Here is a 12,426-nt window from a genome sequence, read left to right as displayed (position 1 = left end):
TCTGAATAAAGGGAGGCAAAAATTAGTCGCCTAGCTTTAGCTCTTTTAAGATTTGGAAGATTTCACGAGAAGACTTAGCTGGTTTATTTGCCGCTTTCTCTTTGTTAGCTTGACGAGCTAGCTGACGAAGACGTTGACGGTCTGCTTCAGGATACATATCCATCACGTCTGAAATGGCAGCATCGCCTTCAGCAACAACGCGGTCACGCAGTTGCTCTAGTTTGTGCAGTTCAACTGTTGCTTGAGAGTGTTTATTGCGAATCTTATCTAAAGCCGCTTGAATCGGCTCTGGATCTACATTACGCATTACTTTACCAATGTATTGAAGCTGACGGCGCTTTGCTTCATTTTTAAAGCGCTGTGCATCTTTAATCGCTAAAGCCAGATCTTCAGACAAAGGAAACTTATCAAGAATAGAAGGCTTTAGTTCAACAAGCTCTTCTCCCAGCTTTTGCAGGGCGTCCATGTCCGTTTTCATTTCAGTCTTACTTACCCAGATGATTTCTTCTTCTGGTTCCCATGGGGCTTTTTGGTTTTTGCGAGCCATCTTTTCTGCCTATGTCACTATCTCAAACGAATATATTGCCTATTTTAGCAAGAATCTTGGGGAGAAAGCGAAATTCTTGTTATCCTACGTAATATTGACCTAAAAAATTAGAATAGATATGGATGTAAAACAGCAAGTCGCCCAGCAAAGAGTTGAGCTAGAAGCCGCAGTAGCTAAAGCGTTGGATATGGCATCAGTGAGTGCAGACGCAGCTGAGGTCGCTATTACTAAGTCAACGGGTTTAAGTGTTTCAACACGTATGTGTGAAGTGGAAAACGTTGAATTTAATAGTGATGGTGCTCTAGGCATTACTGTTTATCGCGGCCAGAAGAAAGGCAGCGCATCTACATCTGATCTGAGCGAGAAGGCGATTGCTCAAACCGTCGCAGCCGCGCTTGATATTGCTCAATACACTTCTGAAGACCCGTTTGCAGGTCCAGCACCTAAAGAATATATGGTGAAAGAAATTCCTGATTTGGATCTTTTTCACCCTGATGAGCCGAATCCAGACTATGCTGCTGAGATTGCGATTGCTGCTGAAAGACAAGCACTCGCGTACAGCGACAAGATCAAACAAAGTGATGGCGCAAGCTACGACAGTCATTATGGCGTTAAGGTTTATGGAAATAGCCACGGTCTACTAGCCAGCTTCGCATCAAGCCGTCATAGCACAAGCTGTTGTGTGATTGGTGAAGGTGTTAACGGCGAAATGGAACGTGATTACAGCTACACCGTTGCACGTCACCGTGATGAGCTTTGGACGCCTGAGCGTGTTGGTCAAGAAGCCGCAGAAAAGACCGTAAGCCGTTTGGATGCGAAGAAGCTTCCAACAGGTCAATACCCAATCATGTTCGCTAATGATGTCGCTACAGGCCTAATTGGCCACCTTGTGATGGCAATTAGTGGTGGTAACCTTTACCGTAAGTCTTCGTTCTTACTTGATCACCTAGGTCAGAAAATCCTACCTGATTGGTTCAATATTTCTGAGCGTCCGCATATCTTACGTGGTTTGGCTTCAAGTCCGTTCGACAGCGAAGGTGTTTACACTCAAGATCGTGAAATTATCACGGATGGTGTGTTAGCAACTTACCTTCTTACTAGCTATGCAGCACGCAAGATGGAAATGACACCGACAGGTCATGCTGGTGGCATCCATAACTGGTTCGTTAAATCTACCGGTCAAAACTTTGAGCAAATGCTAAAAGAATTAGGCACAGGTTTCCTTGTGACTGAAGTGATGGGTCAAGGTGTGAATACCGTGACTGGTGATTACTCTCGTGGTGCAGCAGGTTTTTGGGTTGAGAATGGAGAGATCCAATACCCAGTATCGGAAGTGACGATCGCGGGTAATCTAAAAGACATGTTCACTCAGATTGTAGCGGTAGGTAATGACGTTGAAACACGTTCGCAAATTCAAACCGGTTCTATCTTGCTTGAGTCGATGAAAGTCGCAGGCGAGTAATTCAATTAAAGCTAATCTGATGAATTAAAAAGGGAGCTGATAGCTCCCTTTTTGTTTTTCGCCAAAAGTTGGCTATCTGTTCATGTTCGCTAGATCAGTATGGTCGCTAAGCCTAAGAACACCGATAGGCCAATTACATCGGTTACCGTGGTGAGAGCCATACCGCCAGCAAGCGCGGGGTCGATATTCATCTTCTTCAGCATCACTGGAATGGTTACGCCTGCAATACCCGCGACAATCAAGTTTGTCATCATCGCTGCAGAGATAATGCCTCCCAAGATCCAATTGCCTTTCCAAGCTACGACTATACCGCCAATGATAACGGCCCATAGAATGCCGTTAAGGAAGCCGATAGAGGCTTCTTTGAGTAGTAGTTCGCGTTTGTTACTGTCACCGATGTGACCAAGTGCTAAACCACGAATGACCAGAGCGACGGTTTGGTTACCAGCAACACCGCCCATGGACGGTACGATGGTCATCAAAACAGCGATGGCAGCCATTTCATTTAGTGTCGCCTCAAACATGTTAGACACAGACGCCGCGGCGAGTGCCGCCAAAACATTTGCGCCTAACCAGACACTACGACGACGTGCGGATTTTACGACCGGAGCGAAGGTATCTTCGTCATCGTCCATACCCGCCATACTCATCATCGAGTGTTCGGCATCTTCACGAATGACATCAACCACATCATCGATCGTGATACGACCGACAAGATGTTGATTTACATCGACAACAGGAGCCGAAACCCAGTTACGACGTTCGAACAGGCTAGCGATATCAGAGGCACTGGTTTCAACCGCGATAGCTTCGTCTGCATCTTCCATTACTTCGGAAACCGCAACATCGGGTTGCGTCGTAATCAGTGTGCTGAGCGATAGGTTACCAATCAGGCGTTCATCATCGTCGATAACATAGAGGGCATCGGTAGCGTCAGGTAATTCACCACGCATACGTAAATAACGCAGGACGCCCTCAACATCGACATCACCACGGATCGTGATTACGTCGGTGTTCATTAACGCACCCGCTGAATCTTCTGGGTACGATAGTGCCGTTTCAACTAAAGCACGATCAACGGAGTCCATTTGAGAAAGGACTTCGCGAGAAACATCGTCGGGTAGGCTTCGAAGTACGTACGCGACGTCATCGGTCTCCATACCTTCGGTTGCTTCTGCCAAGGTTTCTGGTGCCATTTTTGACACAAGAGCATCTTTGACGTCTTCGTTTAGCTCATCAAGAATTTCACCGTAGTCTTCAGGATCGGTGAGTTGCCAGAGTACATCACGACTTTTGCGAGGGGAGGCTTCTAAAAGGTGTGCAATATCTTCAGGTTCCATGTCCTGAAGTAGTCGGCGTACGTGAACAAATCGGCCGTTTTCTAGGGCTTCGCTGACTTCTTGGAGGGTTTGGTGAGCTTGGTCGAATTCTAATTGCTCTGCCATATTTTCCTCCTATCTCATTATTCTAACAATGCTTGGAATAGTAACTTAATTCTGGGGCTTATTTAAATCATTAACTTAGCTAGAACTAAGATTTAATCGTGTCCGGAAGTTGCTCCGGACTATTGGGTATTTGGAGTCGTGATCTTGAGCTACTCGCCCTCATCAAACTTGTCTTCAATTAAATGGCAGACAGCATCCAAGGCTTGTTGTGAATCGGTACCCGCGGCTTGGATAGTGATATGTTGCCCTTGCGCTGATTCCAGCATGAGTAGCCCCATAACACTGTCAGCTGTCGCGACTTTGTCTTCTTCACTATGGATAGTGATAGTGGCATCAAAGCTTTGTGCGAGTTCAACTAACTTTACCGCCGCTCTAGCATGAAGACCCAAACGATTTTGGATCAGTACAGTTCGAGTTAATTCCATGGTTAAACCTGCTGTTGTTTCTCTAGGGAAGCGTGTCTAATTTGAACTTGGTGTCCAAGTTGGTCGAAGTACTCACCAATTTTCTGCGTTAAATACACTGAGCGATGTTTGCCACCGGTACAGCCAATCGCGACCGTTAGGTAGCTGCGATTGTTCTTCTCTAACATCGGTAACCACTGCTCAACAAAGCCTTGGATCTGCTGTTTGAGTTCAAGCACTTCAGAGTGTTTTTCTAGAAAAGAATGGATAGGCGCATCAAGCCCAGTCAATGGTCGAAGAGCCGGTTCCCAGTGAGGATTCGGCAAGAAACGAACATCAAACACATAGTCAGCATCACTAGGCAGACCATATTTAAAACCGAAAGATTGAAAGACAATGATTAACTCTTGCTTCTCTTTTCCTTCAACTTTAAATCGAACCTTTTCACTTAACTCGTAAAGGTTGCAGTCACTGCTATCAATGACGATGCAAGCTTGCTCTGCGAGAGGTGTAAGAAGGGTTTTCTCTAAGTCGATAGCTTGTTCAAGTGATAACTTGTCTTGGCCAATCGAAAGAGGGTGGATTCGGCGTGTTTCGCTGTAGCGTTTCAGTAGCGTCTGCTTACTCGCATCTAGGAACAGCACATTGACGTCGATGTCGGTTGCTGATTCTAGTTGCTCTAGCGTATCTGTGACCAGTTTTGGCTCTTTCGGCAGGTTACGGATATCAATGCTGACGGCAACGTTTTGATTGATTTCCCGCACTGATTCGACAAAGTCGCTGAGTAGATTTACTGGTAAGTTATCAACACAGTAATACCCCAAGTCTTCAAGGACTCGTAGCGCAACACTTTTACCGGCCCCAGATTGGCCACTAACAACGATTAATCGCATGCTATTGCTCGCAAGTTGGCACTTGAATCATGATGTCGTAAAGCTCCTGATCACTCTGAGCATTACGCAACTGTTTAAGGGTCTGCTTATCGTTAAGTCGTTCTGCCATACAAGAAAGGGTTTTTAGATGTTCTTTACATTGTTCACTAGGAACAAGCAGAGCAAATAATAGGTCGACAGGACGGTTATCAATCGCATCAAATTCGATGGGTTCTTGGCATTGCAGTAATACAGCAATCGCTTTATCACTGACATTCATACGAGCATGCGGAATAGCGATGCCATTGCCGATGCCAGTACTGCCCATCTTTTCACGGCTCAACATGCACTCAAACAGTTCTGTTGAATCTTGACCGCAGCTTTCAGCGGCGATTTGACTGATGAGCTCAAGGGCTCTTTTTTTGCTTGTGCATTGGACTGCACTTTTGGTGCAGTCCAATGAAAGTACTTCGCTTAATTGCATGTTAGTGACTACTTAGCTTTTCTTTGTGTTTGTTGAGTTGGCGAACGAGTTTATCAACCAATGAATCAATCGCAGCATACATACTTTCATCTGTTGCTGCTGCATGAATTTCGCCTTGATTTATATGAAGGGTCGCTTCTGCAATCTGATTGATTTTCTCAACTTTTAAAACAACTTGAATACTATTGATATGGTCAAAAAAGCGTTCAAGTTTGTCGAATTTGGTGTGAACATAGTCTTGCATTGAATCGGTAAGATCAACGTGATGGCCTTGAATATTGATTTGCATAGACTTTCCTTTTCAGTTTTTTGCCTGAGATATGACTTAAATAGCTAACTAAATAAGCCTACAACAGACGTTTACGCTGACTCGATGGGGCAATGCCCAGAGACTCACGGTATTTCGCTATCGTACGTCTAGCTACCTGAATTCCTTGGTCAGCCAGTAAAGCAGCAATCTTACTATCACTGAGAGGTTTTGCGGTATTTTCAGCCGCGACAAGCTTCTTAATGAGCGCGCGAATTGCTGTTGATGAACATTCACCGCCATTGTCAGTACTGACATGGCTAGAGAAAAAGTATTTGAGTTCAAATATGCCACGAGGGGTGTGCATAAATTTCTGAGTCGTTACACGAGAAATAGTCGACTCGTGCATGTCGACGGCTAAAGCCACATCATTCAGTACCATCGGCTTCATGGCTTCTGCGCCATGTTCGAAGAAACCGCGTTGATGTTCAACAATACATCGTGCAACTTTGAGTAGCGTCTCATTTCGGCTTTCTAGGCTTTTAATTAACCATTTCGCTTCTTGCAAATTTGAGCGGATGTATTGGTTATCGGCGCTATTACCTTTGCTACCTAAGTCAGCGTATTGCTGATTTACTTTTAGTTTAGGCACGCTGTCGGGGTTAATGGTCACTAACCATTTACCCAGATCTTTGAATACCGATACGTCGGGAACGACATACTCAGTTTCGTCTGGGGTTATCTTACTGCCAGGACGAGGGTCCAGTTGTTGAATGAGCTGCAAAACTTCACGTAGTTCGGCTTCTTTCAACTTAGTCTCTTTGATGACCAGTTTGTAATCACGATTACCGAGTTGATCGATATGGCTAGTAAGTACTAACTTAGCCTCGTTGAGCCAAGGCGTGTCTTGAGGGAAAGTTGCCAGTTGCAGTAACAAACAATCTTGTAGGTTCACTGAACAAACACCGAGTGGGTCAAATTGCTGAACTCGTTTGCGGACGGCTTCAATCTCATCAAGCTCTACTTCTTCGCTATCGAAGTTTTCGAGGATGTCTTCACAAGATACGGTGAGGTAGCCATAGTCATCAATGGCATCAATCAGCGCGAACGCAATGCTTCTGTCAGTTTCAGAGAATGGTGTTAGGTCGAGTTGCCAAAGTAGGTAGTCGTGCAGGCTTTGAGTTGTTTCACCTTGGTAGACGGGCATGTCGTCATCAATGGCAATACCCGTATTTCCGGTATTTGCGCTATAAACATCTTCCCAAGTGGTATCGATTTCTAGTTCGTTGCCAATCTCTGATTTTTCGATTAATTCGGAGCTATCAGGTAAGTCCGGTTCTGCGGTTTCAACTGTTTCTTTCTCGTCACTGCTAGGTTTCTCTTCTGATGTAGGCGTTTCTTCATTGCCTTCTTCGACATCGAGTAGTGGGTTGGATTCTAGTGCTTCTTGAATCTCTTGCTGCAAATCTAATGTAGACAATTGCAACAAACGGATCGCTTGCTGCAATTGAGGAGTCATTGCTAACTGTTGGCCTAGCTTAAGTTGTAATGAGGGTTTCATTCAGTGGTACTTACCTAGTTATTATTCTAAGAACTCTCGATACTCTCTATATAATCATAGACGGAATTGTTCGCCTAGATAAACTTGTTTAACTTGTTCGTTATTGAGAACATCTTCAGGAGTACCCTCTGCAATCAGGTGTCCTTGACTCACAATGTAAGCTTTTTCACACACGTCCAATGTTTCGCGAACGTTGTGGTCGGTAATCAAAACGCCTAAGCCGCGATCGCGCAGGTGAACAATGATTTTCTTGATATCAATAACCGAGATTGGGTCAACACCAGCAAACGGTTCATCCAATAGAATAAACTGAGGATTGGCTGCCAATGCGCGGGCAATCTCAACACGACGGCGCTCACCACCCGACAGAGCCATACCATTACTGGTTCGGATATGTTGGATATGGAACTCTTCAAGCAGGTCTTCTAGCTTATCCTGACGCTGTTCGTGAGTCAGCTCATCGCGCGTTTGTAAAACGGCCATGATGTTATTCTCAACTGACAACTTACGGAAAATCGACGCTTCTTGAGGCAGATAACCAATACCAAGGCGTGAACGACTGTGCATTGGCAAGATACTGATATCGAGATCATCAATGCTGATAGTGCCTTCATCACGCGCAACTAAGCCAACAATCATATAGAAAGACGTGGTTTTACCTGCGCCGTTGGGCCCAAGTAATCCTACGATCTGGCCTGACTCTACCTGTAAGCTTACGTCGGTCACGACTTTACGCTTGCTGTATGTTTTCGCTAGGTTCTTTGCTGTAAGGACTGCCATGATTACTTGTTCACTTCAGTAGGTTGTAAAACCGTTGATACACGTTTGTTTTCACCACTGTCAGCGACTAATTTTTGAGAGCCGATTTGGTAAGTGATTTTAGAACCACGAATGATGCTGCCATCTTGCGATAGCATTGCATTCTTAGTCATGATCAGTCTGTCAGCAACAAGCTGATAATGTAAGTCGTCAGCTTCGCCGTAGAGTGTCTTCCCGTCATCAGTCAACTGAGAGAAGGTTGCAGGCTTACCGAAGCCTTGAATTTCTTCAATTTCACCGTTGATCGCATTTCGAGTCACAATCACTTTATCAGCATTGATATTGATGCTGCCCTGCTTAAGAACAACATCGCCGATGAATGTGACTTTGTTGCTTTTCATATCCAGCTGCTGACTGTCTGAATCAATGTAGACAGGCTGCTCGCTATCCGAAGATAGGGCGTATACGCTTGGCGCAGCAAAGGCAAAAGCAAGTAAACTAAGGTGTAAGAGTTTCATATCTACCTTGAACAGAATTAAAGAGGGTTGCATTGTTGGTACCGAAGTTACCCTTCATTGCTTGTCCCTCAGTTTCAAAAAATGTACCGATCATATGGACCGGAGTATCTGAATAAAAATCTCGGCTAGTGAGCTCAACAACCATTTTATCGGTTGTCATGGTATCGAAGCTCGCCTCTGGCAATAGGTTCTTGGCTACAACGTTATCATAAAAAGTGACGACTTGATTTTCATCCATGATCGCGCGATCAGCGGTCACTTGCCATTCAATAGTATGTCCTTCACGGAAAACTGAGAGAACCGGGTTTTGAAAATGTGTATCACCAACAACGGAGTAGTGTTCCAAGTAGGTTGATTCAACCTGATAGCTACGAATACCGCTTTCGTCATAACTGATGTTATCTAGACTTTTGCCACTAAAAGCCGGCAGCTCTAAATTTGGAGCTACTTGTATCGTTGATTGTTGCTCTTTGTCGAACAAGTAATAGGTCGACCAAGAGGCAATAAATATAAGTATTAAATAGATAATACGAGTAAAACTCATATGCTTAAACCTTTATGCATGTCGAGTTCATTTCTTGCTTGTAAGATAAGATCGCAGACTTCACGTACCGCACCATGACCACCTTTAATTGTTGTCACGTAATTCGCTCGTCTAGCAAGCAGTGGGTGACCATCTGCCACACATACCTTCAAGCCAACTTTTTCCATCACTGGCCAATCGATCAGATCGTCACCGATGTAACCCGTATTGATTGGGTCTACAGAAAGCTTATCGCAAATATCTTGGTAGGCTTTAACTTTATCATCTTGACCTTGGTAGATAAGTTTAATACCAAGAGCCGTCATACGGTTCTCAACAATTTGAGATTTACGACCGGTGATGATCGCGATTTCAATGCCAGCGTTCATCAGCGATTTAATACCGTAGCCATCACGAGTGTGGAATGTTTTCAGTTCTTCGCCGTTGTTGCCCATGTAGATGCGACCATCTGAGAATACACCATCAACATCGCAAATCAGTAGTTTGATATCTTTTGCCAATTCGAATACGGCTGCGTCTGCTGTGCCATATAAGGTTTCTACTGTGTTTGTCATTACATTACTCCTGCTTTGAGTAAGTCATGCATATTTAGGGCACCGACGAGCTTGCCTTCATGACATAACATCAAGCCATTAATGCTTTTTGCTTGCATCAGATTTAAGCCTTCAACCGCGAGCATGTTTGGCTCTGCTACGGTTGGGTTTTGTGTCATTACATCGCCGATCTGCGTGCTATGAATATCAACGCGCTTGTCTAGGATACGACGTAAATCACCGTCGGTAAAAATACCCGCCATTTGACCGTCATCGCCAACAACCGCGGTCATACCGAGACCTTTCTGCGATATCTCTAGTAGAGCATCTCTGACTAGGGCGTTAGGTGCAACGACAGGAAGTGCATCACCAGTGTGCATGATATCTTCAAGCTTCAATAATAGTTGTCGACCCAAAGCGCCGCCAGGGTGAGACAAAGCAAAATCTTGCGCAGTAAAGCCTCTGGCTTGTAAAAGTGCGACGGCTAATGCATCACCCATCACCAAGGTTGCTGTAGTGCTGGTTGTTGGCGCAAGCCCTAATGGACACGCTTCTTCTGGCACGGATATTTGTAAATGAATATCAGATAACGTCGCCATGTTTGAAGCTGGCTTACCAGTCATGCTGATGATCTTGATGTTCAAACGCTTCAAGACAGGGAATAGGCTCAGGATCTCACCTGATTCACCCGAGTTGGATATCGCTATCACAACATCACCAGCTCCGATCATGCCTAGATCACCGTGCGCGGCTTCCCCAGGGTGTACGAAGAAAGCCGATGTACCTGTACTTGCCAACGTTGCTGCTATTTTGTTGCCGATGTGGCCAGATTTCCCCATGCCCATCACAACCACTTTTCCTTTGTTGTTCAGGATAAGGTCGCAAGCTTTGCAAAAATCATCATTAAAATATTGGTCCAATTGAGTAAGACCTGCAACTTCGGTTTCCAAAACTTGCTTTGCAACACTGCGATAATCGAATGACTGAGACATCAAATACTCCAAGTACGGGAAGTTAAATCAATAATTAAGCTGACATGTTCATTAGTAGGTAACTTTGATATGCCACAAACGTCACAATCAATACACCACCTTCAATACGATTCACACTGCGAGACTTACCGAGTGCCATTACAACAAGCAGTAGCGATACACCTAGCATTACCCAGAAATCACGACCCATCGCAAATTCACTCAGTATGGATGGGTTTAAGATGCCCGGAATACCCATAACAGCAAGAATGTTGAATACGTTTGAACCGATGATATTACCCACGGCCATGTCATCTTCACCCTTCATTACACCTGCAAGAGACGCTGCAAGTTCAGGTAGGCTAGTGCCAACGGCAATGATAGTTAAACCAATTACAAGGTCGCTCATGCCAAAGAACTTAGCGATAACAACCGCGTTATCAACCAACATATTGGCAGCGAGAGGCAGAACAATTAGACCAACCACCACCCACATTGCGGCTTTAGGGTTGCTTACGCCTTCAGGAACTTCAGATTCTTGCTCTTCAAGAAAGGCATCACCATTCTTTTTCTCACTGCGGCTGATTTGTAACATTGCGAATAAGAATGCGGCAAAAAGAACAAACAACAACACGCCTTCGTAGAACCCTAAATGGTTGTCCCACAGTAAAGCGCCTGCAAGTAGAGTGACACCAATCATCAATGGTAGTTCACGGCGAATCACACCAGAGCTGATAGATAGTGGCTTAATAAGCGCTGTAATACCTAAAATCAGAGCGATGTTAGCGATGTTAGAACCTAAAACGTTACCAACTGCAGTATCTGTTTTTCCGTCGAGAGCAGCTGTTGCTGAAACCATCATTTCTGGCGCAGAAGATCCCATTGCAAGAATCGTCATACCGATAACTAAAGGTGAAATACCGAAGTTGCGGGCAAGAGCAGCGGCTCCATAAACCAGTTTATCTGCACTCCACACCAAAAAACCTAGACCGATAATGAGAAACGCAATCGCTTCAAGCATGATGATTCCTAAAAATTAATAAAAAACGGAGAATTAACCGCTAATTTTGACTTGTTGATAGATAAAAGGGAAGTCACTCTACAAATTAATTCCGGGTTAGTGGTAAAGAAATGTACCCGAAAGGTGAATTTTTCAATGCTTTCAAATCCCTGCCTGTCTTTTTGTTTTGTGTAATTAATCGAACAGTGCTTTTAATTCTAAAGTAGACTCATTATTATTACAGCCATAATTGATGTTTTTTAGAGCAAGGAAACAACAGGTTATGTTGAATACTGAGCTTGTGAAGGTTAAAAACCTCAGCTTCTCTCGAGGCGAGCGAGTTATCTTTGATGACATTAGCTTAGAGGTACCTCAAGGAAAAATTACTGCAATCATGGGACCGTCTGGGATTGGTAAAACCACCTTACTTCGTTTGATTGGCGGTCAACTGCCTCCAGATGCTGGGGAAGTGTGGTTTGATGGCGATAATATTCCTGCGTTGTCACGCCGTAAGTTATACCAAGCCCGTAAAAAAATGAGCATGCTTTTTCAATCGGGTGCACTTTTTACGGATCTCAATGTCTTTGATAACGTGGCATTCCCCCTTCGAGAACATACTGAGCTTAACGAGAAGTTCATTCGTACTGTTGTTTTGCTTAAACTTGAAGCGGTAGGGTTGCGTGGTGCGGCTCAATTGATGCCGAGCGAGTTATCCGGCGGCATGGCAAGACGAGCGGCGTTGGCTCGTGCGATTGCTTTGGATCCGGAGTTGATTATGTACGATGAGCCTTTTGTCGGCCAAGACCCAATCACCATGGGTGTTTTAGTTGAGCTTATCCGCAATTTGAATCAAGCCTTGGGTTTGACCTCGATTGTCGTTTCTCACGATGTTCCAGAAGTGATGAGTATTGCTGATTGGGTTTATCTAATGGCTGATAGTAAAATTATTGCTGCTGGGTCTCCCGAGGAACTGTACAACAATGACGATCCAAGAGTGCAGCAATTTTTGCAGGGTGATGCGGATGGCCCTGTGCCATTTCGGTTCCCGGCAAAGAGTCTAGAAAAGGATTTGTTTTAAT

Annotated in this window: 15 protein-coding genes; 2 read left to right on the top strand and 13 right to left on the bottom strand. The window is 44.6% G+C overall.

Annotated elements, in window-relative coordinates:
- Positions 1-22: 22 nt before the first annotated feature.
- On the bottom strand, positions 23-547 hold the full coding sequence (yjgA, locus tag OW495_RS20685; RefSeq protein WP_017107760.1) for a ribosome biogenesis factor YjgA: 525 nt from the start codon (positions 545-547) through the stop codon (positions 23-25).
- A gap of 118 nt (positions 548-665) precedes the next feature.
- Between yjgA and pmbA the strand changes: the two genes are divergently transcribed.
- Positions 666-2,009 carry a metalloprotease PmbA gene (pmbA, locus tag OW495_RS20680; protein WP_102280908.1) on the top strand — a complete coding sequence of 448 codons (1,344 nt, stop codon included), beginning with the start codon at positions 666-668 and terminating at the stop codon, positions 2,007-2,009.
- Between the two features lie 89 nt (positions 2,010-2,098).
- Here the strand turns inward: pmbA and mgtE are convergent, their stop codons facing one another.
- The 12 genes from mgtE to OW495_RS20620 all read right to left on the bottom strand — a co-directional run bounded on the left by mgtE (position 2,099) and on the right by OW495_RS20620 (position 11,368).
- Entirely contained in the window at positions 2,099-3,454 is a 1,356-nt protein-coding gene (mgtE, locus tag OW495_RS20675; protein WP_289888076.1) for a magnesium transporter, read from the bottom strand.
- A 149-nt stretch (positions 3,455-3,603) separates the two neighbouring features.
- Positions 3,604-3,879: an HPr family phosphocarrier protein gene (locus OW495_RS20670; RefSeq protein WP_017110571.1), complete on the bottom strand. Its 276-nt coding sequence runs from the start codon at positions 3,877-3,879 to the stop codon at positions 3,604-3,606.
- Positions 3,880-3,881: 2 nt separating this feature from the next.
- Positions 3,882-4,751: an RNase adapter RapZ gene (gene rapZ, locus OW495_RS20665; protein ID WP_017110570.1), complete on the bottom strand. Its 870-nt coding sequence runs from the start codon at positions 4,749-4,751 to the stop codon at positions 3,882-3,884.
- Between the two features lies 1 nt (position 4,752).
- Complete coding sequence (gene ptsN / locus OW495_RS20660) at positions 4,753-5,214, bottom strand: PTS IIA-like nitrogen regulatory protein PtsN (protein WP_017107765.1); 462 nt, start codon at positions 5,212-5,214, stop codon at positions 4,753-4,755.
- A gap of 1 nt (position 5,215) precedes the next feature.
- Entirely contained in the window at positions 5,216-5,503 is a 288-nt protein-coding gene (gene hpf, locus OW495_RS20655) for a ribosome hibernation promoting factor (protein WP_017107766.1), read from the bottom strand.
- A gap of 58 nt (positions 5,504-5,561) precedes the next feature.
- Positions 5,562-7,022, bottom strand: a complete 1,461-nt coding sequence (locus OW495_RS20650) for an RNA polymerase factor sigma-54 (RefSeq protein WP_017110568.1) — start codon at positions 7,020-7,022, stop codon at positions 5,562-5,564.
- A gap of 54 nt (positions 7,023-7,076) precedes the next feature.
- A complete protein-coding gene (gene lptB / locus OW495_RS20645; RefSeq protein WP_017107768.1) occupies positions 7,077-7,802 on the bottom strand; it encodes an LPS export ABC transporter ATP-binding protein in 726 nt (241 codons plus the stop codon).
- A gap of 2 nt (positions 7,803-7,804) precedes the next feature.
- Entirely contained in the window at positions 7,805-8,299 is a 495-nt protein-coding gene (gene lptA, locus OW495_RS20640) for a lipopolysaccharide transport periplasmic protein LptA (RefSeq protein WP_102514350.1), read from the bottom strand.
- Positions 8,280-8,843 carry an LPS export ABC transporter periplasmic protein LptC gene (lptC, locus tag OW495_RS20635; protein ID WP_065104181.1) on the bottom strand — a complete coding sequence of 188 codons (564 nt, stop codon included), beginning with the start codon at positions 8,841-8,843 and terminating at the stop codon, positions 8,280-8,282. Before lptC ends, lptA begins: the two co-directional genes overlap by 20 nt.
- Positions 8,840-9,397 carry a 3-deoxy-manno-octulosonate-8-phosphatase KdsC gene (gene kdsC / locus OW495_RS20630; protein ID WP_017107771.1) on the bottom strand — a complete coding sequence of 186 codons (558 nt, stop codon included), beginning with the start codon at positions 9,395-9,397 and terminating at the stop codon, positions 8,840-8,842. The genes lptC and kdsC overlap by 4 nt, the downstream gene beginning before the upstream one ends.
- Positions 9,397-10,368: an arabinose-5-phosphate isomerase KdsD gene (gene kdsD, locus OW495_RS20625; protein WP_065104180.1), complete on the bottom strand. Its 972-nt coding sequence runs from the start codon at positions 10,366-10,368 to the stop codon at positions 9,397-9,399. The genes kdsC and kdsD overlap by 1 nt, the downstream gene beginning before the upstream one ends.
- A gap of 34 nt (positions 10,369-10,402) precedes the next feature.
- The gene (locus OW495_RS20620; protein WP_017107773.1) at positions 10,403-11,368 is read right to left on the bottom strand and encodes a calcium/sodium antiporter; all 966 of its coding nucleotides are present in this window, start codon (positions 11,366-11,368) and stop codon (positions 10,403-10,405) included.
- 262 nt (positions 11,369-11,630) lie between these two features.
- Here OW495_RS20620 and mlaF point away from each other — a divergent pair, with 262 nt between their 5' ends.
- Positions 11,631-12,425: a phospholipid ABC transporter ATP-binding protein MlaF gene (mlaF, locus tag OW495_RS20615; RefSeq protein WP_065104179.1), complete on the top strand. Its 795-nt coding sequence runs from the start codon at positions 11,631-11,633 to the stop codon at positions 12,423-12,425.
- Position 12,426: the final 1 nt, after the last annotated feature.

Source organism: Vibrio sp. 14N.309.X.WAT.E.F5 (assembly GCF_030397615.1).
GTDB lineage: Bacteria > Pseudomonadota > Gammaproteobacteria > Enterobacterales > Vibrionaceae > Vibrio > Vibrio lentus.
The sequence above is the reverse complement of the archived record's forward strand: the minus strand, read 5'-3'. Positions and strand labels throughout refer to the sequence as shown.

Bases quoted from the DNA above. Each gene is read 5' to 3' on its own strand.
- yjgA (WP_017107760.1), bottom strand. From the start codon at position 547: ATGGCTCGCAAAAACCAAAAAGCCCCATGGGAACCAGAAGAAGAAATC.
- pmbA (WP_102280908.1), top strand. From the start codon at position 666: ATGGATGTAAAACAGCAAGTCGCCCAGCAAAGAGTTGAGCTAGAAGCC.
- mgtE (WP_289888076.1), bottom strand. From the start codon at position 3,454: ATGGCAGAGCAATTAGAATTCGACCAAGCTCACCAAACCCTCCAAGAA.
- OW495_RS20670 (WP_017110571.1), bottom strand. From the start codon at position 3,879: ATGGAATTAACTCGAACTGTACTGATCCAAAATCGTTTGGGTCTTCAT.
- rapZ (WP_017110570.1), bottom strand. From the start codon at position 4,751: ATGCGATTAATCGTTGTTAGTGGCCAATCTGGGGCCGGTAAAAGTGTT.
- ptsN (WP_017107765.1), bottom strand. From the start codon at position 5,214: ATGCAATTAAGCGAAGTACTTTCATTGGACTGCACCAAAAGTGCAGTC.
- hpf (WP_017107766.1), bottom strand. From the start codon at position 5,503: ATGCAAATCAATATTCAAGGCCATCACGTTGATCTTACCGATTCAATG.
- OW495_RS20650 (WP_017110568.1), bottom strand. From the start codon at position 7,022: ATGAAACCCTCATTACAACTTAAGCTAGGCCAACAGTTAGCAATGACT.
- lptB (WP_017107768.1), bottom strand. From the start codon at position 7,802: ATGGCAGTCCTTACAGCAAAGAACCTAGCGAAAACATACAGCAAGCGT.
- lptA (WP_102514350.1), bottom strand. From the start codon at position 8,299: ATGAAACTCTTACACCTTAGTTTACTTGCTTTTGCCTTTGCTGCGCCA.
- lptC (WP_065104181.1), bottom strand. From the start codon at position 8,843: ATGAGTTTTACTCGTATTATCTATTTAATACTTATATTTATTGCCTCT.
- kdsC (WP_017107771.1), bottom strand. From the start codon at position 9,397: ATGACAAACACAGTAGAAACCTTATATGGCACAGCAGACGCAGCCGTA.
- kdsD (WP_065104180.1), bottom strand. From the start codon at position 10,368: ATGTCTCAGTCATTCGATTATCGCAGTGTTGCAAAGCAAGTTTTGGAA.
- OW495_RS20620 (WP_017107773.1), bottom strand. From the start codon at position 11,368: ATGCTTGAAGCGATTGCGTTTCTCATTATCGGTCTAGGTTTTTTGGTG.
- mlaF (WP_065104179.1), top strand. From the start codon at position 11,631: ATGTTGAATACTGAGCTTGTGAAGGTTAAAAACCTCAGCTTCTCTCGA.